26 protein-coding genes and 1 pseudogene are annotated in these 25,249 nt (G+C 56.8%); 4 read left to right on the top strand and 23 right to left on the bottom strand.

The genetic code is table 11. From position 1 onward, the window contains the following. Positions 1-35: 35 nt before the first annotated feature. The 15 genes and pseudogenes from purF to A7Q03_RS04360 form a co-directional block, all read right to left on the bottom strand. Entirely contained in the window at positions 36-1,556 is a 1,521-nt protein-coding gene (purF, locus tag A7Q03_RS04425; RefSeq protein WP_067447699.1) for an amidophosphoribosyltransferase, read from the bottom strand. A gap of 4 nt (positions 1,557-1,560) precedes the next feature. Beyond that, positions 1,561-2,067 (bottom strand): CvpA family protein, encoded by a 507-nt coding sequence (locus A7Q03_RS04420; RefSeq protein ID WP_067447697.1) that lies wholly within the window; start codon positions 2,065-2,067, stop codon positions 1,561-1,563. After that, positions 2,067-3,092 (bottom strand): SPOR domain-containing protein, encoded by a 1,026-nt coding sequence (locus A7Q03_RS04415; RefSeq protein WP_067447695.1) that lies wholly within the window; start codon positions 3,090-3,092, stop codon positions 2,067-2,069. The genes A7Q03_RS04420 and A7Q03_RS04415 overlap by 1 nt, the downstream gene beginning before the upstream one ends. A 6-nt stretch (positions 3,093-3,098) precedes the next feature. After that, a complete protein-coding gene (gene folC / locus A7Q03_RS04410) occupies positions 3,099-4,406 on the bottom strand; it encodes a bifunctional tetrahydrofolate synthase/dihydrofolate synthase (RefSeq protein ID WP_067447694.1) in 1,308 nt (435 codons plus the stop codon). A 247-nt stretch (positions 4,407-4,653) separates the two neighbouring features. Then, on the bottom strand, positions 4,654-5,058 hold the full coding sequence (locus tag A7Q03_RS10365; RefSeq protein ID WP_067447692.1) for a DUF302 domain-containing protein: 405 nt from the start codon (positions 5,056-5,058) through the stop codon (positions 4,654-4,656). A 62-nt stretch (positions 5,059-5,120) separates the two neighbouring features. Beyond that, positions 5,121-5,564, bottom strand: a complete 444-nt coding sequence (locus A7Q03_RS10360; RefSeq protein WP_067447690.1) for a protein YgfX — start codon at positions 5,562-5,564, stop codon at positions 5,121-5,123. Positions 5,565-5,569: 5 nt separating this feature from the next. Next, positions 5,570-5,926, bottom strand: coding sequence for a hypothetical protein (locus tag A7Q03_RS04395; protein WP_067440574.1), 357 nt, complete (start codon positions 5,924-5,926; stop codon positions 5,570-5,572). A gap of 203 nt (positions 5,927-6,129) precedes the next feature. After that, entirely contained in the window at positions 6,130-6,903 is a 774-nt protein-coding gene (locus A7Q03_RS04390; protein WP_067447688.1) for an exodeoxyribonuclease III, read from the bottom strand. A gap of 60 nt (positions 6,904-6,963) precedes the next feature. Beyond that, positions 6,964-7,225 (bottom strand): annotated as a pseudogene (locus A7Q03_RS09760) (hypothetical protein). An 82-nt stretch (positions 7,226-7,307) separates the two neighbouring features. Further along, positions 7,308-7,778, bottom strand: a complete 471-nt coding sequence (locus A7Q03_RS04385; protein ID WP_067447686.1) for a type IV pilin protein — start codon at positions 7,776-7,778, stop codon at positions 7,308-7,310. 76 nt (positions 7,779-7,854) lie between these two features. Beyond that, entirely contained in the window at positions 7,855-8,259 is a 405-nt protein-coding gene (locus tag A7Q03_RS04380) for a type IV pilin protein (protein ID WP_231863729.1), read from the bottom strand. A 71-nt stretch (positions 8,260-8,330) separates the two neighbouring features. Then, positions 8,331-9,062: a pyridoxine 5'-phosphate synthase gene (gene pdxJ, locus A7Q03_RS04375; protein ID WP_067447684.1), complete on the bottom strand. Its 732-nt coding sequence runs from the start codon at positions 9,060-9,062 to the stop codon at positions 8,331-8,333. Positions 9,063-9,472: 410 nt separating this feature from the next. Beyond that, on the bottom strand, positions 9,473-10,213 hold the full coding sequence (gene recO / locus A7Q03_RS04370) for a DNA repair protein RecO (RefSeq protein WP_067447682.1): 741 nt from the start codon (positions 10,211-10,213) through the stop codon (positions 9,473-9,475). Positions 10,214-10,281: 68 nt separating this feature from the next. Then, positions 10,282-11,259 (bottom strand): pseudouridine synthase, encoded by a 978-nt coding sequence (locus tag A7Q03_RS04365; RefSeq protein ID WP_067447680.1) that lies wholly within the window; start codon positions 11,257-11,259, stop codon positions 10,282-10,284. Between the two features lie 589 nt (positions 11,260-11,848). Next, positions 11,849-13,141 (bottom strand): DEAD/DEAH box helicase, encoded by a 1,293-nt coding sequence (locus tag A7Q03_RS04360; RefSeq protein WP_067447678.1) that lies wholly within the window; start codon positions 13,139-13,141, stop codon positions 11,849-11,851. A 495-nt stretch (positions 13,142-13,636) separates the two neighbouring features. Here A7Q03_RS04360 and A7Q03_RS04355 point away from each other — a divergent pair, with 495 nt between their 5' ends. Then, positions 13,637-14,581 carry a class I SAM-dependent methyltransferase gene (locus tag A7Q03_RS04355; RefSeq protein WP_067447676.1) on the top strand — a complete coding sequence of 315 codons (945 nt, stop codon included), beginning with the start codon at positions 13,637-13,639 and terminating at the stop codon, positions 14,579-14,581. Between the two features lie 246 nt (positions 14,582-14,827). Here the strand turns inward: A7Q03_RS04355 and cyaY are convergent, their stop codons facing one another. Further along, positions 14,828-15,151: an iron donor protein CyaY gene (gene cyaY / locus A7Q03_RS04350; RefSeq protein ID WP_067447855.1), complete on the bottom strand. Its 324-nt coding sequence runs from the start codon at positions 15,149-15,151 to the stop codon at positions 14,828-14,830. A 76-nt stretch (positions 15,152-15,227) separates the two neighbouring features. Between cyaY and A7Q03_RS04345 the strand changes: the two genes are divergently transcribed. Continuing rightward, a complete protein-coding gene (locus A7Q03_RS04345) occupies positions 15,228-15,419 on the top strand; it encodes a lipoprotein (RefSeq protein ID WP_082880678.1) in 192 nt (63 codons plus the stop codon). A gap of 276 nt (positions 15,420-15,695) precedes the next feature. On the opposite strand, the gene A7Q03_RS04340 is transcribed toward A7Q03_RS04345, so the two are convergent. After that, positions 15,696-16,937 (bottom strand): multifunctional CCA addition/repair protein, encoded by a 1,242-nt coding sequence (locus A7Q03_RS04340; RefSeq protein ID WP_067447674.1) that lies wholly within the window; start codon positions 16,935-16,937, stop codon positions 15,696-15,698. A gap of 38 nt (positions 16,938-16,975) precedes the next feature. Here A7Q03_RS04340 and A7Q03_RS04335 point away from each other — a divergent pair, with 38 nt between their 5' ends. Then, positions 16,976-17,737, top strand: coding sequence for a VCBS repeat-containing protein (locus tag A7Q03_RS04335; protein WP_067447671.1), 762 nt, complete (start codon positions 16,976-16,978; stop codon positions 17,735-17,737). Positions 17,738-18,039: 302 nt separating this feature from the next. Here the strand turns inward: A7Q03_RS04335 and A7Q03_RS04330 are convergent, their stop codons facing one another. Beyond that, positions 18,040-18,636 (bottom strand): phosphatase PAP2 family protein, encoded by a 597-nt coding sequence (locus tag A7Q03_RS04330; protein ID WP_067440539.1) that lies wholly within the window; start codon positions 18,634-18,636, stop codon positions 18,040-18,042. A gap of 79 nt (positions 18,637-18,715) precedes the next feature. Between A7Q03_RS04330 and gloB the strand changes: the two genes are divergently transcribed. Next, positions 18,716-19,468, top strand: coding sequence for a hydroxyacylglutathione hydrolase (gloB, locus tag A7Q03_RS04325; protein ID WP_067447670.1), 753 nt, complete (start codon positions 18,716-18,718; stop codon positions 19,466-19,468). A gap of 119 nt (positions 19,469-19,587) precedes the next feature. On the opposite strand, the gene A7Q03_RS04320 is transcribed toward gloB, so the two are convergent. The 5 genes from A7Q03_RS04320 to rpe form a co-directional block, all read right to left on the bottom strand. Then, positions 19,588-20,241, bottom strand: coding sequence for a DUF6796 family protein (locus A7Q03_RS04320; protein WP_067447668.1), 654 nt, complete (start codon positions 20,239-20,241; stop codon positions 19,588-19,590). Positions 20,242-20,452: 211 nt separating this feature from the next. Then, positions 20,453-21,388 carry a dihydroorotate oxidase gene (locus A7Q03_RS04315; RefSeq protein ID WP_067447666.1) on the bottom strand — a complete coding sequence of 312 codons (936 nt, stop codon included), beginning with the start codon at positions 21,386-21,388 and terminating at the stop codon, positions 20,453-20,455. A gap of 353 nt (positions 21,389-21,741) precedes the next feature. Then, the gene (locus tag A7Q03_RS04310) at positions 21,742-22,290 is read right to left on the bottom strand and encodes a carboxymuconolactone decarboxylase family protein (RefSeq protein WP_067447664.1); all 549 of its coding nucleotides are present in this window, start codon (positions 22,288-22,290) and stop codon (positions 21,742-21,744) included. Positions 22,291-22,467: 177 nt separating this feature from the next. Continuing rightward, positions 22,468-24,180, bottom strand: a complete 1,713-nt coding sequence (locus A7Q03_RS04305; protein WP_067447662.1) for a proline--tRNA ligase — start codon at positions 24,178-24,180, stop codon at positions 22,468-22,470. Positions 24,181-24,441: 261 nt separating this feature from the next. Beyond that, on the bottom strand, positions 24,442-25,125 hold the full coding sequence (gene rpe, locus A7Q03_RS04300) for a ribulose-phosphate 3-epimerase (protein WP_067447660.1): 684 nt from the start codon (positions 25,123-25,125) through the stop codon (positions 24,442-24,444). Positions 25,126-25,249: the final 124 nt, after the last annotated feature.

Raw genomic sequence — 25,249 nt, 5'->3', positions numbered from 1 at the left:
AAGAAGCCGGCCTCAAAGCCGGCTTCCGCCATTTGCTATTCCCGTAGCGAATCCACACGGATGCCGTGTTCCATCTGGCCGGCAGGGGCCGTGTTGCTGTCTTTTTTACGTTCAAGGTGTTTCAGGTAGCCTTCGTCGATGTCACCGGTCACGTAGCAGCCGTTGAAGCAGGAGCTGTCGAAACCTTCGATGGCAGGATTGAGTGCTCGTACCACGTTCTCCAAGTCGCCCAAATCTTGGAACACTACGCCGTCGGCGGAGATTTCGATGGCGATTTGTTCGATGTTGCGGCCACTGGCAATCAGCTCGTTGCGAGTGTGCATATCGATACCATATACATTGGGGTAGCGCACTTCGGGGGCGGCAGAGGCAAAATACACTTTCCGTGCTCCGGCGGCGCGCACCATTTCCACAATCTCGCGGCTGGTAGTGCCGCGCACGATGGAGTCGTCTACCAGCAGCACAGATTTGCCAGCAACTTCGCTGTCGATGGGATTGAGTTTCTGGCGCACGGATTTTTTGCGCGTGGCTTGGCCGGGCATAATGAAGGTGCGGCCGATGTAGCGGTTTTTAATAAGGCCTTCGCGGTAGGGCTTGCCCAGGTGCATGGCCAGCTGCAAGGCGCTGGGGCGACTGGTATCGGGAATGGGCATCACCACGTCGATTTCGTCTGCCGGCAGGCTGCGTTTCACTTTTTCAGCCAGGGTTACGCCCATATCGAGCCGCGCTTGGTACACCGATACGCCGTTCATCACGGAATCGGGGCGGGCGAAATACACGTATTCAAACAGGCAGGGCAAAAGGCGCGGCGCTTCGGCGCATTGGCGGCTGTGAAACTCACCATTAAAACCGATAAACACAGCTTCGCCTGGCGCAATATCGCGCACCAATTCGTAGCCCAGGTTGGGGAAAACGATAGATTCGGAAGACACTATATAGGCAGTGCGCCCCGCTTCGTCGGTGTGCTTGCCCAACACCAGCGGGCGGATGCCGTTCGGGTCGCGGAAGGCGAGCATGCCGTAGCCGGCAATCAGCGACACCACGCCGTATGCGCCGCGCACTTGGCGGTTGAGCGCAGCCACAGCATCAAACACATTGGCCACTTCCAGCTTGCTGCGGCTGCCGATCACGTGCTGCAGTTCGCTGGCCAATACGTTGAGCAACACTTCGGAATCTGAGCCGGTGTTGATGTGGCGCAGGTAGCGGCGGCACAGATTGGCATTGAGTTCTTCGGTATTGGTGAGATTGCCGTTGTGTGCCAGCACGATGCCGAAGGGCGAATTCACATAAAAGGGCTGCGCTTCAGCGCTGCTGGCAGCATTGCCGGCGGTGGGATAACGCACATGGGCGATGCCGGCGTTGCCCACTAGGTTGCGCATATCGCGTGTGCGGAACACGTCGCGCACCATGCCGGTGTCTTTGTGCATATGGAGCATCTCGCCCTCGGCGGTTACGATACCGGCAGCATCCTGCCCACGGTGCTGCAACACCTGTAAGCCGTCATACAGCAACTGATTTACCGGCTCAAAGGCCACCATGCCCAACACGCCACACATAAACTCACTCCCCCGGCTCTTGCCGGTAGTCGACACGATCCGCCATAAACGGCGGCAGATACGGCACGGCCAATTGGGCCAAGCCCTCGAAAACAAATGCGGTTTGCGAATGCCGCCATTCCTCGCTCTTTGGCAAATCTGTAAACGCGCAAACCAACACCGCCAGCGTTACTGCCAACACTCCTTTCACCGCGCCGAACACGCCGCCGAGCAGGCGGTTTGCCCCGCCCAGCCCGGCCGCTCCGGCAGACGAAGTGAGCACGGTTTGCAGCAGACGGAACAGTAGCCGCGCCAGCAGAAACACGCCGATAAACGCCACCACCACCGCCAGTGCATGCGGCTTGAGGCTACCTGAAAGCCAGTCGCCCACCAGTGGAGCAAGCAGCTTGGCCGCCAGCAGCGAGCCCAGCCAAGAAACCAAGCCCACCAATTCGGCCACCACTCCGCGAAACAGCGAAATCAAGGTAAACGCCGCAATCACCAGCAGCGCGAGATAGTCAAACAGAGTCATCAGCGCTCCAGCAGGATGCCATCCAGCCCCTGCGATTTAATTTTGCCCATTGCTTGGCCGGCGGCCTGGCGGTTGGGATATGAGCCGGTGCGCACGCGGTAGAGTGCGTTGCCGCCTTTGTTGGCCGGCGGTGCCACATAGGCGCTCACGCCCGCATCGGCCAGCCGTTTTTGCACGGCGCGTGCCTGCTCTTCGGTGGTGTAAGCACCCACCTGAATCACCATGCGCCGCTCCGTCTGCGCCGCTTGATTATCGGCAGCTTTGCCATTTCCAGCCACATGGTTGGCAGCGCGGTTATTCAAAATATCTTCCGGCGAGAGGTGGTTGCCGTTTGGCTTACGCTCCTGCCGGCGTTCGACGGGGCGGCGGCGCTCGGCTGGTTTCTGTTCAGTCGGCTTCGGTTCGGCCGGTTTGCTTTCGGCACGGCGCTCATTCGACTGCACAGCCGGCGTTTGCGGTTTCACGCCCTCGGCGCGGCGTGGAGTTTCCGGCACAGCAGGTTTGGCCTGCGGCTGGGCCGCCGGTTTATTGTTTTCTGCCTGTTGCGCGCGCGGCTCGGCAGGCACCGGCTTGGCTTCTACACGCGGCTGCGGATTGGCTGCGTTGCCGGAGTTGGCCAGCGGGTTGGGCAGCACCGTGGTGCGTGCCTCCACCGGCTTGGCCGGCTGCACGGGCTGCGGCGCAGGCGGAGCAGGCTCCACAACCACTGCTTCCGGCTCAACAACCGGTGCCGACACAGGCTGCGGCTGCATTTCCACCGAAGTATCAGCACCGGTCGGCACTTCGGCCACCGGCTCGGGCAACGGCTGGGTTTTCACCACCATGGAAGCCGCAGTTTCGCTGCCGCCGCTCACGGTGATTTCGCCCGGTGCGGCAGTATTTTGGCTGCTGCCCATCACTTTGGCCAGCAGCAGCGCCACCACCGTGGTGAGCAGCAGCGCGCCCACCAAGCGGCGGCGGTTTTTGCGCTTAATCTGCTCGTATTCTTCCAGATGGCGCCAATTCGGGTTGGATTGGGGTGGCATAATTCCTTATTCCTGTTGCGGTGCGCCCATCACTTCGGCCACCGTGTGAAACGAACCAAATACGACAATTCTATCATTTTCCCCCGCCTCCGATAAGACAGCGCGATAGGCCTCGCCCACGCTGGCAAACAGGCGAACATTGGCCGCACCAGCCGCTTCCAGATGCTGCCGCAATGCTTCCGCCGAAAGGCCGCGCGGCAGCGGCAGCGGGGCGACCAGCCATTCGTCGAACTGGTCTTGCAGCAGGGAAACTACGGTATTGATATCTTTATCGGCCAACATGCTGAACACCGCCAGCCGCTTTTCGGCAAACGGCAGCGCCATCAGGCTGCGGCGCAAGGCGCGGGCGGCGTGCGGATTGTGGCCGACATCCAAAATAGTGAGCGGGCGGCCGGGCAACACCTGGAAACGACCGGGGTGGCTCACCAGCAACAGCCCGCGTTTGATGGCGCCGATATCCACCGGCAGCCGTGCATTCAGGCATTCGAGCACGGCCAGCGCACAGGCGGCATTGCCCAGCTGATAGCCGCCGCGCAGGGCGGGGAAAGGCAGCGCGTTGCGGTTGCGGCTACCTGAAAACAGGCGGCTGTGCTCAGGATGGAAGTGAAACGACCATTGCTGCTGCTCCAGCTTGCTGAAGCCGAAATCGCGCCCGGCCAACAAGAGGTCGGCACCGACAGCTTCGGCGTGGCGACGCAGCGATTCGGGCGGCGGGTTTTGGGCGCATACGGCGGGTTTGCCCGCGCGGAATACGCCCGCTTTTTCAAAGGCCACCTGCTCAACCGTGTCGCCCAAAAAGGCTTGGTGATCCAAATCCACCGACGTTACCACCGCTACGTCGCCGTCAAAAATATTCACCGCGTCCAACCGGCCGCCGAGCCCGACTTCCAAAATCATCACATCGGCTTCGGCGCGCCGGAAAATATCCACGGCGGCCAAGGTATTGAACTCGAAATAGGTGAGTGTAGTATCGCCGCGTGCGGCCTCGATGCGCTCGAAAGAGGCGGCAATGGTTTCATCGGCAGCAGGTTGGCCGTTCACGCAGATACGCTCGTTGTAGCGCAGAATGTGCGGGCTGGTAAGCATGCCGGTTTTGAACCCGGCGGCGCGGTAGATGCTTTCCAAAAAGGCGCACACCGAGCCTTTGCCGTTGGTGCCGGCCACCACGATCACGGGGCATTGCGGCTGCAACCCCATCCGCTCTTTCACCGCGCGCGCACGCTCTAAGCCCAAATCAATGCTGCCATGGCTGTGGGCGGTGCCGCCGGTATAGGCGGTTTCGAGGTGGGCAAGCCATTGGGAAAGTGTTTTCATTTGTTCAACCTTGTTTGAGGGCTACCTGAAAATGCCAAACGGGTTTTCAGGTAGCCTGTATGCCGGTAAGGGCGGCTTGGCAAAGGCTAGCTGAAAATAACGGTGTCGGTCGGCATTATTGTGCCAAGCGCTTACTGGCCGGGTTTTGAGCGGCGTTTTCAGGTAGCCTGATTTAAACGAAGGCTACCTGAAAACGGTTAAACCTTTTCAGGTAGCCTTTTGCCGCCGCATTATACCGCAGCAAAATTCAGCCCGGCACACTCTCCAGCGCGGCGGCAATCAGTGTGCCCGTGGCGGCATCGATTTGCGCGGCAGCAGTTTCGGCCGCATCCAAACCGCGCCCCGCCACCAGCGGCAACACGCGGCGGTACAGCACCTGCACGCGGCCGTTTTGCTCGTACACCAACACTTTCAGCGGCAGCTCGGCGGCCAGCAGCAAATCGGCCTGCATCAGCGGCGTGCCTTTGGCCGGGTGGCCGACAATCAGCAGGCTGGCGGGCGCCAGCGGCAGGCCGTGTTCGGCGGCCAGCGCAGAATGCGGGATTTCGGCAAACAGGGTAATCTGCTTGGCGGCAAAAGCCTGTTTCAACACGGCCAGCGTTTCGGCAAAACCGAAACGGCTGGGCAGGATAAGGTGGTTGGGATTGGTCATAGGGTTGAGTCCTGTATGCAATGGAAAAGCCAATAAAGTATGCCGCATTGACATGGCTGTTGTTAGCGAAAATCCTGTATATCCACCGGCTTGCTCCGTTTCTTCCGCACCTGCCCCCAACGCGCCCACACACGCAGGCGGCGCAGGCCTTCGGCATCGGCGGAATCCGGCCACACGGCTTGGTAAATCTGCCGGCCGCCGTCGGTTTGCCAGCGCAAGAGTTGCAGCCACGGCAGCACCACGCCGCCGCGCAGAGTGGCCGCCACGGCAATTTGCTGCGACTGCAAAAACAACACGGCCTCGCCGCCGCTGCCCACTGTGAGGCTGCCGATTGGCAACAGCCGGCGCAGGGCATACCAAGCGGCGGAAGCAGTGAGTGCGAGGCCGATCAGGCGCAGCCAACCAGCGAAATACAGCAGCCAGATAACGGCCAGCCACACCCATGCAGCCAACTGCAGCACGCGTTGCAGCCGCGAAGGCCGAAAGGCTACCTGAAAAGGCTGCATGGCGGCTACATCATGTTGTCCACCACGGGGCTGACGCGGATGTCATCGTCATCCGTATCCAGCACCATGTCGTGGAATTCGAGATCGAAAAAGCGGGTAAACAGCTCGGGCGTGAGCTCCGGCCATTGCTCCTGCGGCACCTCCCACGAAGCAATCTCGCCGCTGAACACCTCGCGCCAGCGTTCGCCGAACAAGCCGGCGCTCTCTTCGGGTGTATCAGCCTGCGCCAACAAATATACGCTGCAATTGCTGCGGATTTGGGCAAGGGTGAGGTCGGGCAGGTCGTCGCCGGTGCTTTTGAGCCAGGCGAGGAAGGCTTCGGTGGGCTTCACCACCACGGCGCTGCGGTCTACAAAATACATGGTGTTTCCTTGGGTTGGTTTTCGTGGTTTCAGGTAGCCCTTAAACAGATACTACAGGCTACCTAAAAACGTACAATTCAAAACTATCAAACATTTAATATAAACAATCGGCTTTTCAGGCAACCTGCCGGGCAAAATGCTGGCTACCTGAAACAGGTTTTCCGAAATGCCGGATTTCTGAAAAACCGGAACGCCGGCATCCGCTACAGCGGATAATCGTAATCCACCACCAGCGGGGCGTGATCGGAGAATTTCTCCTGCTTATAAACATGGGCGGAGCGGGCGCGCTCGGCCAGGGCGGGCGTGGCCATTTGGTAGTCGATACGCCAGCCCACGTCTTTGGCATAGGCCTGGCCGCGCTGGCTCCACCAGGTGTAGCCGGGCGTTTCGGGATAGAGCGTGCGCCAAATATCCACCCAGCCCAGTTCGGCAATCACTTTGCCGATCCACTCGCGCTCTTCGGGCAGGAAGCCGGAGTTTTTCAGGTTGCCTTTCCAGTTTTTCAAGTCGATGTTTTGGTGCGCGATATTCCAATCGCCGCAGATCACGATGTCGCGGCCTTGGGTTTGCAGCTCGCGCAACATCGGGTAGAAGGCTTCTAGGAAACGAAACTTCACCTGCTGGCGCTCTTCCGAACTGCTGCCGGACGGCAAGTAGAGCGAAATCACAGATAAATTGCCGAAATCGGCCTGCACGAAGCGGCCTTCGGCATCGAATTCGACAATACCCATGCCGGTTTGCACGCGGTCTGGCTCGCGTTTGCTATACAGCGCCACGCCGGAATAGCCGCGCTTTTCGGCGCAATGCCAAACGCCGTACATACCATGCGGAGCTCTCATGCTGCCGTCCAAATCGGCTTCTTGAGCCTTGAGCTCCTGCACGCAAACAATATCGGCGCCGCTCGCGGCAAGGTATTCATAGAAGCCTTTTTTATAGGCAGAACGGATGCCGTTTACGTTGGCAGAGATGATACGCATGAGTGTTTCCAAATAAGGTTTATTGCTTGATTATACAGGGAAGAAGGCTACCTGAAATGTTCAGGTAGCCTGTTTAGCCAGCGTTTGACGCCACACCAGATAATCACGCAACGGCGGCATGGGCGGGTTGATGCAATGCGGGCAAATGCCGGTTACGTCTTTATCGTCAAATCTTGGTGGAAGGCATCCGGATCGAAACGGGACTGCTGCATCACCGCCTGCTGCTGCACCATATACACCATATCAAATTCGTACCACTCAAGATTTCAGCCAGCAGTTCGGTTTCTCCTAGGCTAAATGGGGCGGTATTGTTTTGAATCATGCGAGCATAATCGGCATTTTGGATTTTTTGTTGCAAGTAAGATTACAATACTCATCAAAATTTGAATTTAAATAAAAGGAAACTAATGCAGTAATTCGCATTCTTGGTCGATATTATTACCTCCAGAAAATACCTCTTTATTATCGCAACGGCTACGACTTCTTTGGCAAATCCGCACGGTTTGATCTTGGTTTATCAACAAAACCCGTGGCTCTTTATTTACATCAAAGGCCACGGCTTTAATTGTATATTTGTCTCCCAGCACCCCACGTGCATTACCTTGGAATTTAATACAGAAATGCTGCGTTTGACTAACCGCCAACACCGGCCAAGTAGTGGAAGTGGCTTTAAAAGTACGGTTTCTCGTATAGAAACGCTCCATCGCCCGACTATTTTCCAACAAAGCAGCATTCGCCTCTTCCAAACGGGATTTTCGCACAAACGATTGGTATGAAGGATACGCAATGGCTGCCAAAATCGCCACTATGGCAATAATGATCATCATCTCCATCAGTGTGAAACCGCGTTTGGTGAAAACAGATAAACCGTTCATATTGCTGCTCCTTTAGATAATTATTAGGACACGCAGTATAAACGGCTTTAGGAAAAAATGAAATATCCTGTTACTATTAGTATTGCTCGCAGTCCTGCATTGTAGAGGCATTGCAACGACTGAGAATACCTATGCTATTGTAGTAAAGAGCTTGCGTTTCACGAGGATTTTTCGGTTTTGCAATAATTTCGTAGCTATCTGCCTTGGGACTACCTGGTGCGAAATCAATAGTAAAGTACTCCGTATCAACCGGATCTGTCGCCGGGCTACTTGAATCGGTAAAGGTCCTTTTACTGGCATATAAGCGCTCCATATCCCTAGCCTTTACCATGATACTTGCCTTGGCCTCCTCCATATGAACCCTTCGCATGAAAGCCTCATAACTTGGATATGATAGAGTAACCAAAATAGCAATCAATGAAATAATGATCATCAGCTCAACTAAAGTAAACCCACTTACGTTTGATTTATTCATCGCCATAAAACTCCATTTTTCTTATTATTCTTCATTCTGAATCGTATCCCAACTCATAATTATAATTTCTCTTACCTCTAATCCGGCTGACTCCGCGCCTGATAAATCTCATCCTTCATTTGGTGTATCGCTTTCGGCAAGCCCAAAAACACAGCCTGCGCAATGAGTGCATGACCGATATTCAGCTCACGAATCGGCAGAATCCGCGCCACCGGCGCTACGTTGTGAATCGTCAACCCGTGTCCGGCATTTACCACCAAACCCAATTCTGAAGCAAAATATGCCGCTTCTTCCAAACGCAGCAATTCGTTTTGCCGAACGGCATGTGAAACTGCATCGGCATACGCGCCGGTATGCAGTTCAATAGCTTGAGCTCCAACATCACGAGCAGCCTTGATTTGCTGTTCATCCGCATCGATAAACAACGAAACACGGATGCCGGCAGCGTTTAATTGCTGCGTAAACTCTGCTACCGTCTGCTGTTGTGCCAACACATCCAAGCCGCCTTCAGTGGTTACCTCCTGCCGTTTTTCCGGCACAATACACACATCTTCCGGCTGTACCTGCAAAGCGTTATCCAGCATTTCTGCCGTCAGCGCCATTTCCAAATTCATACGGGTGCGGATCGCCTGCTTGATGGCAAACACATCTGTATCTTTGATATGGCGCCGATCTTCGCGTAGATGCAGGGTAATCAAATCCGCGCCGTGGGTTTCGGCAACCAAAGCCGCCTCCAACGGGCTGGGATAGCGCGTACCGCGTGCATTACGCAAGGTGGCAACGTGGTCGATATTAACGCCCAACAGCATATTCTTTCCTTTCGGGTATCGAATTTGGCAATTTAGCTTTATGACTCACGCCGTAGCCATACCTAGCAACCGGCATGCCATTACCACAAAGCTTTTCCAAGATATGGTCAATCCTGCAACTATACAAATCATCACTTAAACGCCGTGATTTTCCCCGCTTTCAAGCAGGGAACGAAAAACAGGTGCACGATTAACCGCTTGTTCAGATAAAAAACCATGTTACTAATGTTGCACATAATGTCGGCAAGCAACACAGCATCGAAACTACCGCCACAAGTAAGATATAGACGGCGGACGGCCGTTAAAGTTTACCGTGAATCGCCTTCGCCACGCGACGTAATACCCATGATTTTCTACATATCCAACACGTACAACTTAATGGTTTGCTTATCTAAAACTATTGATAAAGGCTATCTGAAAACCTGCATCTGCTGCAACACCTGCCGCGATTTAATCCCTTCCGGCAGGCGGAAATCCAGCAGCATGCGCGTAATCCGACGTGCTTGTTGCAAAGCGGCGGCATTGGTAAATTCGCCGTTTTGCAGCTGAATCAACACATCGCCATCTACAGCCACACCCGGCTGCGCCTCTGCCGATGGCAGGCTATGCCGCTGATCCAGCGGCAGCACCGCATGTTCCGGCCGCAGCCAGTATTGCCGGTCGGCTTCCACTGAGCATCCTGTGCTATCTTTCTGCAAGTCCGGCGCGTAGCCCGCCAGCGTGAGCAATGTCCACTCAAAACGGCGCAGTGCGGCGGCATGATTCGGCTCGGTGCACAAGGTGCGCATCACCTGCCGCAAAGCCTCATACAACGCAGGCTGCGGGTCTTCCCGGGCAGTGAGTTTCTGCACCAATTCATTCACATACAGCCCGCTCAGCAGCGCCCTGCCCTGCGGCTGCGGCCAGCCGCCCAGCCATTCGGCGCGATGTAGCGTTCTCAACTCTTCCTTGCCATACCAGGCTACCTGAACCGGCACAAACGGCACCAACACGCCGCGTAATTCGCTCTGCCGTTTGCGCGCGCTGCGCGCCACCACCGCCACCCGCCCGTAATCGCGGCTAAACAGCTCCACCAGCAGACTGGTTTCGCGCCACGGCGTGGCCGACAACAAAAACGCCGGCTGGGAATCAATGCGGTTGGGCTGCTTCATAACTCGTTAAAGAACAATGGGAAAACGGCTATTTATTTTTCAGGTAGCCTTTAATTGGCAGCATACCATCAGCCATGCCGGCGGCGGCTATCCGGCAGCGGCAAATCCGCCCATTTCATCACTGAGGCCACTTCCGCCGCGTTCAGCTCATAAAACTGCCCGCGCTTCAATCGGTTGGGCAAACCAATCGGCCCAAACCCAGTGCGCACCAGGCGGCTCACGGTAAGGCCGAAATGCTCGAAAATGCGGCGCACTTCGCGGTTGCGCCCCTCTTTCAGCACCACATTATACCATTTGTTCACGCCTTCCCCGCCCTGGCTGTGGATGCGTTCCACCCGCGCCAGGCCGTCTTCCAGCATCACACCCTCGCTGGTGAGCAGGCGCATCTCATCCATGCCCAGCTCGCCCAACACGCGCACCGCATACTCGCGCTCCACTTCGAAGCTCGGGTGGGCAAAACGGTTGGCCAGCTCGCCGGAAGTGGTGAGAATCAGCAGGCCGCTGGTATTGATGTCTAAGCGGCCGATGGCCACCCAACGGCTGCTCGCCGCCTGCGGCAAGCGGTCGAAAATGCTCACGCGCCCCTGCGGGTCGTCGCGCGACACAATCTCTCCTTCCTGCTTGTAATACAATATGATACGCGGCAATCGATCCGGCCATTTCAGCTTGATCACGCTGCCTTTCACCAACACCTGGTCTTCCGGCTGCACCTTGTCGCCCAGCTGCGCAACCTTGCCGTTCACCGTTACCCAACCGTTTTGAATCCACTCCTCCATCTCGCGGCGTGAACCCACGCCCGAAGCGGCCAGTGCCTTTTGCAGGCGCACCGGCTCGATGCCGCTCAAATCGGAACGCTGTTCCTGCAAACGGCGCACTTGGCTCTGCACTTTTTGGTTGGCCGGGCGCACCGCCAGCTTTTTTGCCCGTGCCACGCGGGTTTTCGGCGCTTTCTCAGCTTCGGACCGCTGCTGGCGCTTAGGGCTACCTGAAGCTTTTTCATCGGCGCGGCGCGGATTACGTTTATTAGATTCGCGTTGGTTTTTCATATAGTTACACTCCTAACTCGTGATATTCATCAACGGTTCTTCTGCGGCCATAAGCGGCAGGGTTGGGAAAAAATGATGGAACAGGCTACCTGAAAACGAAGCCTCAATGAAGTTAAAACAATAGGGCTGCGGCAAAGCGAACATCAGCAACACCATCTGTTTTCAGGCAGCCCAAACGGTATCGCCGTTCAAAATAGAAACCAGGCCATCCCGTGAAAATGAGGTGTTTTAGCCGCGGTTTACGTTTACGGCACAATGTGCCGTAGATTGGCTGTTTTACAAGCTGCTCGAAAAGCGGCGTTTTGAGGTTTGGCTTTAGGCGTCTCCCCCGACACAGTGTTCATGCACAGGGAAGCGTTCTCGCTACACTCCAACAGCCAATCATCTTACTTTAAGCCGGGCAAACAAGCCAATCATCCGAGCAAACTAAGGGCTACCTGAAAACAATCCGGCAATTTCGTGCCGCTTCCCAATTTTCAGGTAGCCTTTATTCTTTACAGCCAGCTGCTACTGAGCCGGCCATAGCTCAAACACTTATTTCCCCCTGCTGCGTCGCTTCGCCTAACAGGGGAAAAATGGTTCAACCATATCAGGCGCGGCGGCCTTGGGCGGCTGGTTTGCGGGCTTTACCGCGCGGGTTGCCGGCAGGACGGCCGAAGGGTTTGCTGCTGCCGTTGGGCTTGCGGCCGCCTTTTTGTTTCCAGCCGCCTTTGGCTTTGCGCGGGGCTTTGCTGCGCTTGCGAGTGGGCTCCATGCCTTCGATGGTGAACTCGGGCAGCTTGCGGCCGAGGTATTTTTCGATTTTGTGCACCGCCACATATTCGTTCACTTCGGCAAAAGTAAGGGCGAGGCCGTGGCGGCCGGCGCGGCCGGTGCGGCCGATGCGGTGCACGTAGTCTTCGGCCTGTTTGGGCAGGTCGTAGTTGATTACGTGGGTAATGCTGGGCACGTCGATGCCGCGCGCGGCCACATCGGTGGCCACCAGCACTTTGATGCGCCCTTTGCGCAAATCCATCAGCGTGCGGTTGCGCCAGTTTTGCGGCATGTCGCCGTGCAGGCAGTTGGCGGCGAAGCCTTTTTCGTAGAGCTCGTCGGCCAGCTGTTCGCTCATGGCTTTGGTGCTGGTGAAGATGATGCACTGGTCGATATTGGCATCGCGCAAAATATGGTCGAGCAGGCGGTTTTTATGGTTTTTGTCGTCGCAGTAAAAGAGCTGCTCGTCGATTTTGCCCTGGTTGTCTTCGCGCTCGATTTCAATCACTTCGGGATTTTTGGTGAGCCGGCGGGCGAGTTTGCCCACGGCGCCGTCCCAAGTGGCGGAAAAGAGCAGGGTTTGACGGCTTTCGGGCGTGGCGGCCACGATGGTTTCGATGTCATCGATAAAGCCCATATCCAGCATGCGGTCGGCTTCGTCGAGCACCAGCACTTCGAGGCGGTCGAAATCGATGCGGCCGCTGCGCATGTGGTCCATCAGGCGGCCGGGCGTGGCCACCACCAAATCAATCGGCTTGGCCAGCGCCTTGATTTGGAAGCCGAAAGATGAGCCGCCCACCAAGGTAACGGTGCGCAGCCATTTCATGTTTTGGGCGTAGATTTTGGCGTTTTTTTCCACCTGCGCCGCCAGCTCGCGCGTGGGCGTAAGCACGAGAATGCGCGGGCCTTTGCCGGGCTTGTCGCTGCGGCGGGTGATGCGCTGCAGGCTGGGCAGCAGGAAAGCGGCAGTTTTGCCGGAGCCGGTTTGCGCCGAAGCCATGATGTCGCGGCCGTCGATGGCGGCGGGCAGGGCTTGGGTTTGGATGGGGGTGGGCTCGATGTAGCCGGCAGAACGCAGGGCGGCGAGCAGGTTTTTATCGTGCATCAGGTCGCTGAATTGGATGGTCATGTGTTTCCAAAAGGACAACAATACTTTCCGCCCGCACAAAACGGGCAGCCGCGAAGCAAAAGGATGCGCTAACAGAAAGAGGCGGGATTCATTCACTTTCAATACTAGGGCGAGCCGCAAACGGTACAGGCAGTACGGCAAAACGGGCTAACACAGCAAGGAAAGTGAGGGCAACCCGCTGGAGGTTACGCAAAAGATTGTCGCAAGCAAAACGCTTGGAGTGGCATCGGCGACAACCTGCGAAGCAGAGAAGGATTGCACGCAAAATGCGGCAAACAGACGCAGCTATAAAACTGCGGGGGCTGAAGACGATGGCTTCGAACAAAAAAGAGGTGGCATCTTAGGCGTTTATCCGAGTTCGGTCAAGCAAAATCTTTGGATTTACACCTATCTACCGAAAAGGCTACCTGAAAGCCACAGAGGCCCGTTTGGAGCGATGGGCAATTAACCGTAAAATAGCCGCATTCCTTTTTCCACTTTTCAGGTAGCCCTCATATGAGCGAAATCACTGCCTTTGCCAACCGGCTGGGCAAAAACGCCAAACACCTCATCAAATGGGCACGCCGGCAAAACATCGAAGCCTGGCGGCTCTACGACCGCGACATCCCGCAATACCCCTTCGCCATCGACATCTACGGCAACCACGCCCACCTGCAGGAATACGACACCGGCTGGATCATGCAGCACGCCGAATACGAAGCCTGGCTGGCCGAAGTGGTGGAAGCCGTGCAATTCATCACCGGCTTTCCCGCCGAACACATCCACCTCAAACAGCGCAGCCGCCAGCGCGGCAGCAGCCAATACGAAAAAACCGGCCGCAGCGGCGAAGATTTTATCGTGCACGAAAACGGCCGCGCCTTCTGGGTAAACCTCGACAAATACCTCGACACCGGCCTCTTCCTCGACCACCGAAACACCCGCGCCCTCGTGGGCAGCGAAGCCCAAGGCAAACGCTTCCTCAACCTCTTTTCCTACACCGGCAGCTTCAGCGTATACGCCGCCACCGGCGGTGCCACCAGCAGCGAAACCGTAGATTTGTCCAACACCTATCTCGATTGGGCACGGCGCAACTTCGAGCTCAACCACATCAACCCCGATCAGCACCGCATCATCCGCGCCGACGTATTCCAATACCTGCAAAACGCCGCCGCCGAAGGCAAGTGCTTCGACCTCATCGTGATGGACCCGCCCAGCTTTTCCAACAGCAAAAAAATGCTCGACATCCTCGACATCCAGCGCGACCACCCCCGCCTCATCCGCGAAGCCATGCAGTTGCTCGAGCCCAGCGGCACGCTTTATTTCTCCAACAACCTGCGCAGCTTCGAGCTTGAACCCGCCGTGGCCGAACGCTATGCCGTGGCCGAAATCAGCCGCCAATCCGTGCCCGAAGATTTCCGCAACCGCAAAATTCACCGCTGCTGGCGTATCCGGCATCAATAATGCGCCGACTTCCTGAAAGCGTCTGCCGCAACACCAGCCCGAACCCAAGGCTACCTGAAACCGTATACGCCGTGTTTCAGGTAGCCTCTTTTCACGCATTCAAGGCCAGCTAAAAAATGACAAACAGAATGCAATAGCAAGCCCCTTGGCAACGAACCAAACAAACTAAAGGCTATCTGAAACGTGGCACAGCCATGGTTTCAGGTAGCCTTATATATTCGCAACAGCTGCGGCAGCCGGCTCAAACTACAGCGGCTCAATCTCCACCGCTTCGCCCGCCGCCGCGCCCAATACTTCATTCAGCATGGCGAAAAAGCTGCTGCCGTCGCGGGTGGAGCGCCATTCGCCGTCGCGCAGGGCGAAGTGGTAGCCGCCGCTTTTGGCGGCAATCCACAGCTCCTGGTTCGGCGTGTGACGGTTTACGATAATCTGCGTACCGTTATCGGCCTCGATGGTGAGCACATTGCCGTTGTGTTCGCAGTCGAAATCGGCGCCGCACTGGTCGAGCTGGTTTTCGATGTAGGCAAACAATTGGTCGGAATAGCGCAAAAATTCGGTCTCGGTCATGATGGTTTGTGTATGGTGGCATTTTTGTTTAAGATGCCCCATCTTGCCACAGCCGCCTGTTTCAGGCAATTTCGAGTTGATGATGATGCGAACCTTATTCCCCGCCCTCGCCGCTGCGCTGCTCCTGAGCTCCTGCGGCTACAAAGGCGACCTCTACCTGCCCAAAGAAAGCGACCGTGCCCGATTCGCCCCCGTGCAAACCGGCCTGCAATTCAGCCCTATCGCGCCGATGCCCGATGTACAGCCGCAACCGCTGCCTTTTAGCAAATAAGCACGGCTTAATAGCCGGTTCAAAATTCGGCGCATGAGCACTCTGCCTGCAAAGGGTGGGCAATATAGCCAAAGCACATTCCTTCCTACTGGGCAACGAACTAACATGATGGAAAGGAAATATTTCGGCCATACTTTTTCAGGTAGCCTCATCCCTGCTGGAGGCTACCTGAAAATATAAACTTCAGCGATATTGAGTATCCCGCCGTTCCTGCCTGGTTTTCACTTCTTTGACGGCAGGATGCTGCCGGCATCGGCGACGCGGCGGTGTCATTTTTCAGGTAGCCCTCTCCTGCTCCCGCCGATACGCTTCCTGCAAGGGTTTAATCCGCGCCAGCCTGTCGGCGGCGATGGCTTCGGCGATGCGTTGCGGTTGCTCGGCGTGGGCGGCGGCGATGGCGGCGGTGTCGGTTTGCTGCGCGGCGGCGAGCAGGGCAAGCCAGTGGTCGCGCTGCGGGTAGGCGGCGTGTTCGAAGCCGAGGCGGCCTTGCGCGTCGGCGCGGCACACATTGAGCATGGCGGCGAAGCGTTCGGGGCGGCGGTAGGCATCGGTTTGCTGCAAAATTTTGGCGGCGGTTTGCGGGCGCAATTCGGCCGCTTTATGCAGCCGTCCGTGCCAGCGGCACACCTGCACGGCCAAGTCGGCGCAGGCTTTGGGCACTTTCCAGCGCTGATTAACCGCCTGCACCAGCGGTACGCCAGCTTCTTCGTGGCCGTGGTGTGCGGGCAGGATTTCGGGCGCGGTGGCGGCTTTGCCCAAATCGTGCAGCAGCGCGGCGTAGCGTTCGGGCAGGCTCAATCCGGCATCGGCGGCGCTTTGCAGGGTGAGCAGGGTGTGGATGCCGCAGTCGATTTCGGGGTGGTAGTCTGCGCGCTGCGGCACGCCGAACAGGGCTTCCACTTCGGGCAGCAGCACGGCGAGCGCGCCGCATTGGCGCAGCACTTCAATCATGCGCACCGGCCGCGCCTCCATCAGCCCGCGCGCAAATTCCTGCCATACGCGCTCGGCCACCAGCGCATCGGCTTCGCCGTTTTGCACCATATCCGCCATCAGGCGCAGGGTTTCGGGGGCTACCTGAAAACCGTAGCGGGCGGCAAACCGCGCGGTGCGCAAAATCCGCACCGGGTCTTCGGCGAAGGCGGGAGAAACGTGGCGCAATACGCCCGCGTCCAAATCGGCCTGCCCGCCGAAGGGGTCGATAATCTGCCCGGCCTCATCCTGCGCCATGGCGTTGATGGTGAGGTCGCGCCGTTGCAGGTCTTGCTCCAGGGTAACGTCCGGCTCGGCATGGAAAGTGAAGCCGGCATAGCCGCGCCCGGTTTTGCGCTCGGTGCGCGCCAGGGCGTATTCTTCATGTGTTTCGGGGTGCAGGAACACCGGAAAATCCTTGCCCACCGGCTGATAGCCCGCCGCGAGCATGGCCAGCGCATCGGCGCCCACCACCACCCAATCGCGGTCTTTCACTTCCCGCCCAAACAAGGCATCGCGCACCGCACCGCCCACCAGATAAATCTCCATTTGCCCTTTTCCTGTTTGCAGTTCGTCCAAACCGAATCATGCCCGATTTGCCCCGTTTTGCCAAAACCGCTGATTCAGGCTACCTGAAAAATATCCACCTATATCAAGCCAGCCGCCTGATTTTGCTGCTACAATACACCCCAACCCTTTCCTCACCCTTGGAGATCGCCATGAAACCCTCCCTACTGCTCCTGCTCGCCATTCTGCCCCTCACCGCCCACGCCCGCAGTCTAACGGTAGATGCGAATAAACTGCCTCCCGGCTGGCAGGCCGAAGTGCAAAGCGACAGCTGCGACAGAGATGGCATGATTTGCATGGGCCCAGCCCAAGTTACCCTGCGCCACGGCAGCTTCTCGCAAAGCTTCCGCAGCGAACAACTCGCTTTCCACAACAATGGATTGTGGCCAAGTGATGTGCAAATGGGTGACTACAACTTCGACGGCAAACTCGACCTGGCCATCCGCAACGGCAATGGTGGCTACTACAGCAGCCCCAGCTACGATATCTACGTGCAGACCCAATCCGGTCGCTTCGTTAAAAGCCGCGAGCTCACCGAGCTCGCCTCCGACTACATGGGTATGTTCCGCGTGGATGCCGCCCGCCACACCCTGACCACCGCTGCCCGCGACGGCTGCTGCTTCCACGCCGAAGAAACCTGGCAGATTATCCCTGGTCGCGCTCCGCGTAAAATCGCCGTCACCACATGGGATAGCCGACAAGCCAACGGCGCTTACATCGAAATCACCACCAAACGGCTCGTGAACGGCCGCTGGCGACAAAGCGTACGCCGCGAGCGCTGATATCCGCGCCAATTTTTCAGGTAGCCTCTATCCAGCCTAACAGGCTGAAAACCATGCCCTGTTGTTTAATGGCAGATTGCCTGCCCGCCTTTGCTTAAGATTGAGACTTAGCCCGTACAATCCATTGAAAACAGAGTGAGTATAAACCCACCCTGTACCAAATGCATACTGTTTGGCAAAGACTTCAGGCTACCTGAAAACTTGAACAGCCCGACACTTCAAACAGCGGCATAACAATGCCGCCTCCTAGCTGACCCTCGCAGTAAAAAAGGCTACCTGGGACTTTCAGGTAGCCTTCTCATTTATCCCAACATCAGCCAGCCATACAGCTTAAACACCAGCCAGCCTAAAAACGCACCGGCGGGCAAATCCATCAGATAGTGCTGCTTGGTAAACATACAAGAAAGCGCGATCAACACCGGAAAGGCAAACGCCACCGCGCCCATGCTCGGGTAGGCATACATGGCCGTAAGCATCGCCACCGAAACGTGCATGCTCGGGAAGCAGTTGGTGGATTGGTCGAACTTCTGCACAAACAGCAAAAACTTCTCCGAAGCCGTTTTGCCCGTGTTCACACTGCGCCAGTGCGGCGGCGTGGACACCGGCCACAGCCAGAAAAACACCATTTGTACAAACAGCAAAATCAAAAAGCTAAACGCCGTCATCACAAACTGGCGCGAATCCGCCATCAGCCAGTTTAAATACAAAATTGCCGGATAATACAAAAAGCTATACACCCACGACCACCAAGCCACAAACGGAATCTTCTCATCCAGTGGCGAATTCAGCACCTGTGCCGGTCGCAGCGGGTGGCGCTGGGTGAAAAAATAAAACTGATACGCCCCCACAATCAAAATCCCACTCAACACCAAATTCACTACATAATCCACAGCGGTCATCTGCCGCTCCCTTATCGTGTAAAATGCTGTGAAGGCTAGCAATCGGCCACCCTTTTGTCAATTTATTAACATCGCCATCATGTTCAAAATCACTCCTATCCAAGCCCTTGCCGACAACTACATCTGGCTGCTCCAACAAGGCAACGAAGCCGTCTGCATCGACCCCGGCGACGCCGCCCCCGTAGCAGGCTACCTGAAAGCCCACGGCCTGGCGCTGCGCCAAATCTGGATTACCCACCACCACGCCGACCACACCGCCGGCCTGCCCGAGCTCATCCGCCAGTTCCCCGACTGCCGCATTTACGCCAACCACGACATCCCACACGCCACCCACACCGTAAGCGAAGGCAGCCGCTGGCCGCTCTGGCAAAGCCAAGTGGAAGTTTGGCACACCCCCGGCCACACCCAAACCCACCTCAGCTACTTGCTGCAAGCAGGCGGGCAAGCCCATCTCTTCTGCGGCGACACCCTCTTTTCCGCCGGCTGCGGCCGCGTTTTCGACGGCACCCCCGCCCAACTCTTCGCCTCCCTGCAATGCATCAACAGGCTACCTGAAAACACCCTGCTCTACCCCGCCCACGAATACACCGCCGCCAACCTGCGTTTCGCCGCACACATCGAGCCGCACAACCCCGAGATCGCCTGCAGCCTGGCCTCCGCCGTGCACACCCCCACCTTACCCGTATCCCTTGCCCATGAGCGGCAAATCAACCCCTTCCTGCGCACCGCCGATTTTCAGGTAGCCTCCCGCACTACCGAACTCGCCGGCCAAAGCCTGCACAGCGAAGAACAAGTCTTCACCGCCCTGCGCGAATTGAAAAACCATTTTTAAACCCACATGGCAGCTTAGCTGCGGATATAAAAAGGCTACCTGAAAGTACCGCGCAGCGTAGTTTCTGCGCAACTAGAAATTTCAGGTAGCCTTTTGGTGCCAATCTTTTACGTAGCCACTTATTCGTTCATTTGCCCGTATCGCAGCAAATACAGCAGATAAACGGTAAACAGCAAAGCCATCCAGAAAGACGGGATGAGTACGGGATACAGCGTTCCAGCGGCAGACGAATAAACAACTCTGAGCATTCTGCCCAACAGCACGCCCGTCAGCGGGCTGAGCAGAGCGAAGGCGCGCGGAAACACTGTTTTCCCAGCCGCCACCACGGCAAACAGCCACACGCTGACCACCAGCACGCCAATCAGAAATACCGCGCCGAAAATATTTTTAAACGACTGGTATTCCGCCAGCAAAGCACCCACCGCCTCACGTTCCACGCCCGACAGCGTGGCATGGTACGCAGCAGCGCGGGCGAAATAAAAATAGCTGCTGTGCATATAAATGCACACCGTACTAAACAGAAACACCAGCATTAGGCATAACCAGGGCTGCCGCAAACCCCTATTGAGCACATACACGCCACCCGATACAAACGGAAAAAGGAACAGGGCAAATGTAGCCACTTCCACACGCCACGGTGCAAGATTTGCCAGCGCCTGCCAAAAACCGTCGTCGAACATGGTGCGGATGTCTATCGCCAGATCCGCCAGCCACACCAACCAAAGCGCGATAATGGAGGCATAAGCGATGAGTTTTATCTGTTTCTCGTGCATGATTACTCTCCTTAAAGCAGTGTTGGTAGTGCCCATTTTACGCCTGATAACAAGAACATGGATGATTTTCTTTCTTAATTGATAACAAACTGGATTGCCATATAAACAGGATAATCCCATAACGCAGGCAAACAGCACCAATCCTGCCCGATTTAAAAAGGCTACCTGAAATTTTTCAGGTAGCCTTTATTGTTTGATACGCCGTTTTCGGCTAGTCCAAATATTTCAATTTACCGCGGAAATCGTCCAGCGTTTCATAGCCTTTTTCAACCATGATGGCTTTCAGCTCTTCGGTAATGCGGGTGAAGGCAGGAACGCCTTCTTTATGCAGGGTGGTACCCACTTGCACCATACTGGCGCCGCACAGGATGTGTTCGAAAGCATCGCGGCCGGTGAGCACGCCGCCGGTGCCGATGATTTGAATGGAGGGGTTGAGCCGCTGGTAGAAAGCGTGCACATTGGCCAGCGCCGTGGGTTTGATGTATTCGCCGCCGATGCCGCCGAAGCCGTTTTTGGGGCGGATGATCACGGTTTCGTCTTCCACATACAGGCCGTTACCAATGGAATTGACGCAGTTCACAAATTTAAGCGGGAATTTGTTGAAAATGGCGGCAGCTTGGTCGAAGTGGACGATATCGAAATAGGGCGGCAGCTTGATGCCCAGCGGTTTGCTAAAATAAGCAAAAGCGTCGCCGAGAATTTTTTCCGTGATTTCAAAATCGTAGGCAATCTGCGGCTTGCCCGGCACATTGGGGCAGGAAAGGTTGAGCTCGGTGAGGCCACTAAAGCCGCTTTCTTCCACTTTACGCAGGAGGGTGTGAGTTTCGCTGGGCGACATGCCCACCAGGGAGAGGAAGAAGGTACGGTTCGGCTCGCGGTTTTGCAGGTCGAGCAGGTAGTCGAGGTAATAATCGATGCCGTGGTTGGGCAGGCCCATGGAGTTGATGCTGCCCAGCGGCACGTTGCGATAGCGCGGCTCTGGGTTGCCGGCACGCGGCTCGAGGGTGGCGGTTTTGGTAACAAAGCTGCCGGCGGCGGAGTTTTTCACTTCTTCCAATTCGGCAATGCTCATGCAGGCCACGCCGGCGGCGTTCATGAGGCAGTTGTCAAACGAGAAACCGGCAATCTGGGTTTGGGTGCTGGGCATGGGTGGCTCCTGGGTTGATGGTTGAACGGCAGCATTGTACACCGAACGGGAACAGGCCGCTTGCGGCAAAGCAAATGAATGCAGCGGGCCGCCCCACAGATTTTCAGGTAGCCTGCAACGGCACAGGCTACCTGAAAATCTCAAAGGCTTGAACCTATAGTGGATTAACAAAAATCAGGACAAGGCGACGAAGCCGCAGACAGTACAGATAGTACGGCAAGGCGAGGCAACGCCGTACTGGTTTTTGTTAATCCACTATACCCTGTCGGCAAAGCTCTGCCGCCCCATAACCAAAGGCTACCTGAAATTTCAGGTAGCCTTTGGTTTCGCTCACCGCAGCAAGCTGCGTGTGTTTAAGCGTAATCGCGCAATTCGGGGTTGATGTCGGTTTGCGCCAAGTTGTTGGTGTAGTTGCACAGGGTGGCCAGCGCCACGCCCATCACCGCTTCCACCGATTGCTGTTTGTTGTAGCCCGCGTCTAGAAAGGCTTGCAGCTCGGCATCGGACACCGCGCCTTTTTTCGCCATCACGGCTCGGGTGAAGGCGGCCAGTGCGGCCAGTTTGGCGTCGTCGAATTCGGCGGGGTTCAGATGGCGCGAGGCTTGGATGGCTTTTTCGGAGAGCAGTTTTTTCAGCGTGGCGATTTTGGTGTGCCCGGCCACGCAGAAGCCGCATTCGTTGGTTTTGGCAGCAATAATCTGCACCACTTCCACCTCGCCGGGGGTGAGGCTGTTGGCGGCATTGAGCTTGCCCACTTCCTGATAAAACGCCAGGGCTTCGGGTGCATTGGCCAGCACGCCGATGAGGTTGGGGATAAAGCCGTTGGCCTTGAGCGCGGCTTCCACGCGCGGTTTGGCGGCTTCGGGGGCGGTTTCTACGGTATGGACGGGAAGACGTGCCATGATTGGGTTCCTTTATGTTGTATTGTGGGGAAAGCGGCATTGTAGCGGAAAGCGGGCCGAGGGCTAAATAACGGTTTGTGCGGATCGATAGAACTCAGAGGCATAAAGGCTACCTGAAAATAAACGCAGCTTCTATCCAGCCAAGTTTTTCAGGTAGCCCCTAATCCGGCGCAATGCTTAAGCCAGCAAACCTTTCGGCTTGGCGGCAATTTCGCCTGCCGCCACCAGTTCGGTTTCGCCGCTGCGCCGTTCGGTGTATTCCACTTTGCCTTCTTTCAGGCCGCGGTCGCCGATGGCGATGCGGTGCGGGATGCCCAACAGTTCGCTGTCGGCCAGCAGCACGCCGGCGCGTTCGTCGCGGTCGTCGAGCAGCACGTCCACTCCGGCGGCGGTGAGTTCGGCATAGATTTTATCGGCGGCCTCGCGCACGGCTTCGGATTTTTTGTAGTTCATCGGCACGATCACGACTTGGAACGGCGCCATGGCGTTAGTCCAGATGATGCCGCGCTCGTCGTTGTTCTGCTCGATAGCGGCGGCCACGATGCGGGTGATGCCGATGCCGTAGCAGCCCATTTCCATGATTTGTGATTTGCCGTTGTTGTCCAAGAACGAGGCGTTCAGCGCGGCGGAATATTTGTCGCGCAGCTGGAACACGTGGCCCACTTCAATGCCGCGTGCGAGTTTCAGGTAGCCTTTGCCATCGGGGCTGGGGTCGCCAGCGATCACGTTGCGGATGTCGGCAAATTCGGGCTCGGGGCAGTCGCGGCCGAAGTTGAAGCCGGTGTAGTGGTGGTCGTCTTCATTGGCGCCGATCACGGTGTCGGCCAGTTTTTCCACGGCGAAGTCGGCATACACTTTGCCTTTGAAGCCCACCGGGCCGAGCGAGCCGCCGTTTGCGCCGAATTTTTCTTTAATGGCTTCGGGCGCAGCCATGGCCAGCGGGCTTTTCACGCCGGGCAGTTTTTCGGCTTTGATGTCGTTGAATTCGTGGTCGCCGCGCAGCAGCAGCAATACGAGTTCGCCCTCTTCTTCGCCTTCCACCACGATGGATTTGAGCGTGCGTTCAATCGGAATCTGCAAAAATTCCACCAGCGCGGGAATGGTTTTCACACCGGGGGTGTGCACTTTGGCGAGTTTTTCCTGCGCAGGGGCGCGTTCGCCGCTTTGGCGCAAGGTGGGGGCGAGCTCGATATTGGCGGCGAAATCGGATTCGCTGCTGTAGGCGATGACGTCTTCGCCGCTTTCGGCCAGCACTTGGAATTCGTGCGAGCCGGTGCCGCCGATGCTGCCGGTGTCGGCGGCCACCGGGCGGTAGTCGAGGCCCAGGCGGTCGAACACGCGGCAGTAGGCGTTATACATGGGCTGGTAGCCGTCGCGCACCAGCGATTCGTAGTCGGCGTGGAAGGAATAGGCGTCTTTCATCACAAATTCGCGCGCGCGCATCACGCCGAAGCGGGGACGACGCTCGTCGCGGAATTTGGTTTGAATGTGGTAGAAATTTTTGGGCAGCTGTTTGTAGCTGGTGATTTCTTTGCGCACGATGTCGGTAATCAGCTCTTCGCAGGTGGGGCTGAAGCAGAAGGTGTTGTCGTGGCGGTCGGTGATGCGCAGCAGCTCGTCGCCGTAGAAATCCCAGCGGCCGGATTCTTTCCACAAGTCGGCCGGCTGGATAACGGGCATCAAAAGCTCGATGGCGCCGGCGCGGTTCATCTCTTCGCGCACCACGGCCTCCACTTTGCGCAGCACGCGCAAGCCCATAGGCATCCAAGTGTAGAGGCCGGAGGCGTTGGCTTTAATCAGCCCGGCGCGCAGCATGAGCTTATGGCTGGCCAGCGCGGCTTCGGCGGGGGCTTCTTTGAGGGTGGAAATAAAGAACTGGGAGGCTTTCATGACGGGCTTTCTGCGGGATTAAGAATAAACGGGGAATTGTATCAATGTTTCAGGCGGGCTGCAGCACGAGGCTACCTGAAAGCTGCAGTTTGGTTTTTCAGGTAGCCTGCAACATTGGCTACCTGAAAAAGCTTGAGCGGAAGCACTCAATTCCCCTACCCTGCTGCAAGCCATACCAAGTATGCCAAGGCGGCTCACGCGGCAGGAAGAAATGAAGTGCTTCCGCTGTATCTGTAAAGTTTCAGGTAGCCTTTTACCGTATCAACCGCCGGCCTTTTCCAACTGCCGACGCATTTCGGCAATCACTGAGGCGTAGTCGGGCTGATTGAAAATGGCGGAACCGGCCACGAAGGTGTCGGCACCGGCCGCAGCGATTTCGGCGATGTTGTCGGCCTTGATGCCGCCATCCACCTCAATCAGGATGCGGCGGCCGCTTTCGGTGGCGTAGAGGTCGGTGAGTGAGCGCACCTGTTCGATTTTCTCCAGCGTGTGCGGAATAAATTTCTGCCCACCAAAGCCGGGGTTAACCGACATCAGCAGCACCACATCGAGTTTGTCTAACACATGTTCCAACACATACACCGGCGTGGCGGGGTTGAACACCAGCCCGGCGCGGCAGCCGCTGTCGCGGATCAGACTCAGGCTGCGGTCGATATGGCGGCTGGCTTCGGGGTGGAAAGTGATGATGTCGGCACCGGCCTTGGCAAAAGCCTGAATCATTTCGTCCACCGGCTCCACCATCAAATGCACATCCAGCGGCACGGTGGCATAAGGCTTGAGCGCGGCGCACACCATCGGCCCGAAAGTGAGGTTGGGCACGTAGTGGTTGTCCATCACATCAAAATGGATCCAGTCGGCCCCGGCAGCAATCACGCGCTGCACTTCTTCGCCCAAACGGGCGAAATCAGCAGATAAAATGCTCGGAGCGATACGGTAGTGGGTCATGTTGGTGCTTTCTTCTATAAATGGGACTATAATTCATCGCACATCGTGCCAAAAACGTAGTGATTTCCACTACATTGTTGTTTACACAGGTTTACCAAGATTATACCGTGTTTCACGCCGTCAT

It is taken from the genome of Eikenella sp. NML99-0057, from assembly GCF_001648535.1.
GTDB classification, from domain to species: Bacteria; Pseudomonadota; Gammaproteobacteria; order Burkholderiales; family Neisseriaceae; genus Eikenella; species Eikenella exigua.
Note: the sequence above shows the minus strand (reverse complement) of the source record. Positions and strands in the feature narration are given on the sequence as shown.

What these genes read in the sequence shown, in the direction of transcription:
- purF (WP_067447699.1), bottom strand. Translation starts at nt 1,556, where the DNA reads ATGTGTGGCGTGTTGGGCATGGTGGCCTTTGAGCCGGTAAATCAGTTG.
- A7Q03_RS04420 (WP_067447697.1), bottom strand. Translation starts at nt 2,067, where the DNA reads ATGACTCTGTTTGACTATCTCGCGCTGCTGGTGATTGCGGCGTTTACC.
- A7Q03_RS04415 (WP_067447695.1), bottom strand. Translation starts at nt 3,092, where the DNA reads ATGCCACCCCAATCCAACCCGAATTGGCGCCATCTGGAAGAATACGAG.
- folC (WP_067447694.1), bottom strand. Translation starts at nt 4,406, where the DNA reads ATGAAAACACTTTCCCAATGGCTTGCCCACCTCGAAACCGCCTATACC.
- A7Q03_RS10365 (WP_067447692.1), bottom strand. Translation starts at nt 5,058, where the DNA reads ATGACCAATCCCAACCACCTTATCCTGCCCAGCCGTTTCGGTTTTGCC.
- A7Q03_RS10360 (WP_067447690.1), bottom strand. Translation starts at nt 5,564, where the DNA reads ATGCAGCCTTTTCAGGTAGCCTTTCGGCCTTCGCGGCTGCAACGCGTG.
- A7Q03_RS04395 (WP_067440574.1), bottom strand. Translation starts at nt 5,926, where the DNA reads ATGTATTTTGTAGACCGCAGCGCCGTGGTGGTGAAGCCCACCGAAGCC.
- A7Q03_RS04390 (WP_067447688.1), bottom strand. Translation starts at nt 6,903, where the DNA reads ATGCGTATCATCTCTGCCAACGTAAACGGCATCCGTTCTGCCTATAAA.
- A7Q03_RS04385 (WP_067447686.1), bottom strand. Translation starts at nt 7,778, where the DNA reads ATGAACGGTTTATCTGTTTTCACCAAACGCGGTTTCACACTGATGGAG.
- A7Q03_RS04380 (WP_231863729.1), bottom strand. Translation starts at nt 8,259, where the DNA reads ATGGCGATGAATAAATCAAACGTAAGTGGGTTTACTTTAGTTGAGCTG.
- pdxJ (WP_067447684.1), bottom strand. Translation starts at nt 9,062, where the DNA reads ATGCTGTTGGGCGTTAATATCGACCACGTTGCCACCTTGCGTAATGCA.
- recO (WP_067447682.1), bottom strand. Translation starts at nt 10,213, where the DNA reads ATGAAGCAGCCCAACCGCATTGATTCCCAGCCGGCGTTTTTGTTGTCG.
- A7Q03_RS04365 (WP_067447680.1), bottom strand. Translation starts at nt 11,259, where the DNA reads ATGAAAAACCAACGCGAATCTAATAAACGTAATCCGCGCCGCGCCGAT.
- A7Q03_RS04360 (WP_067447678.1), bottom strand. Translation starts at nt 13,141, where the DNA reads ATGACCATCCAATTCAGCGACCTGATGCACGATAAAAACCTGCTCGCC.
- A7Q03_RS04355 (WP_067447676.1), top strand. Translation starts at nt 13,637, where the DNA reads ATGAGCGAAATCACTGCCTTTGCCAACCGGCTGGGCAAAAACGCCAAA.
- A7Q03_RS04345 (WP_082880678.1), top strand. Translation starts at nt 15,228, where the DNA reads ATGATGATGCGAACCTTATTCCCCGCCCTCGCCGCTGCGCTGCTCCTG.
- A7Q03_RS04340 (WP_067447674.1), bottom strand. Translation starts at nt 16,937, where the DNA reads ATGGAGATTTATCTGGTGGGCGGTGCGGTGCGCGATGCCTTGTTTGGG.
- A7Q03_RS04335 (WP_067447671.1), top strand. Translation starts at nt 16,976, where the DNA reads ATGCCCGATTTGCCCCGTTTTGCCAAAACCGCTGATTCAGGCTACCTG.
- A7Q03_RS04330 (WP_067440539.1), bottom strand. Translation starts at nt 18,636, where the DNA reads ATGACCGCTGTGGATTATGTAGTGAATTTGGTGTTGAGTGGGATTTTG.
- gloB (WP_067447670.1), top strand. Translation starts at nt 18,716, where the DNA reads ATGTTCAAAATCACTCCTATCCAAGCCCTTGCCGACAACTACATCTGG.
- A7Q03_RS04320 (WP_067447668.1), bottom strand. Translation starts at nt 20,241, where the DNA reads ATGCACGAGAAACAGATAAAACTCATCGCTTATGCCTCCATTATCGCG.
- A7Q03_RS04315 (WP_067447666.1), bottom strand. Translation starts at nt 21,388, where the DNA reads ATGCCCAGCACCCAAACCCAGATTGCCGGTTTCTCGTTTGACAACTGC.
- A7Q03_RS04310 (WP_067447664.1), bottom strand. Translation starts at nt 22,290, where the DNA reads ATGGCACGTCTTCCCGTCCATACCGTAGAAACCGCCCCCGAAGCCGCC.
- A7Q03_RS04305 (WP_067447662.1), bottom strand. Translation starts at nt 24,180, where the DNA reads ATGAAAGCCTCCCAGTTCTTTATTTCCACCCTCAAAGAAGCCCCCGCC.
- rpe (WP_067447660.1), bottom strand. Translation starts at nt 25,125, where the DNA reads ATGACCCACTACCGTATCGCTCCGAGCATTTTATCTGCTGATTTCGCC.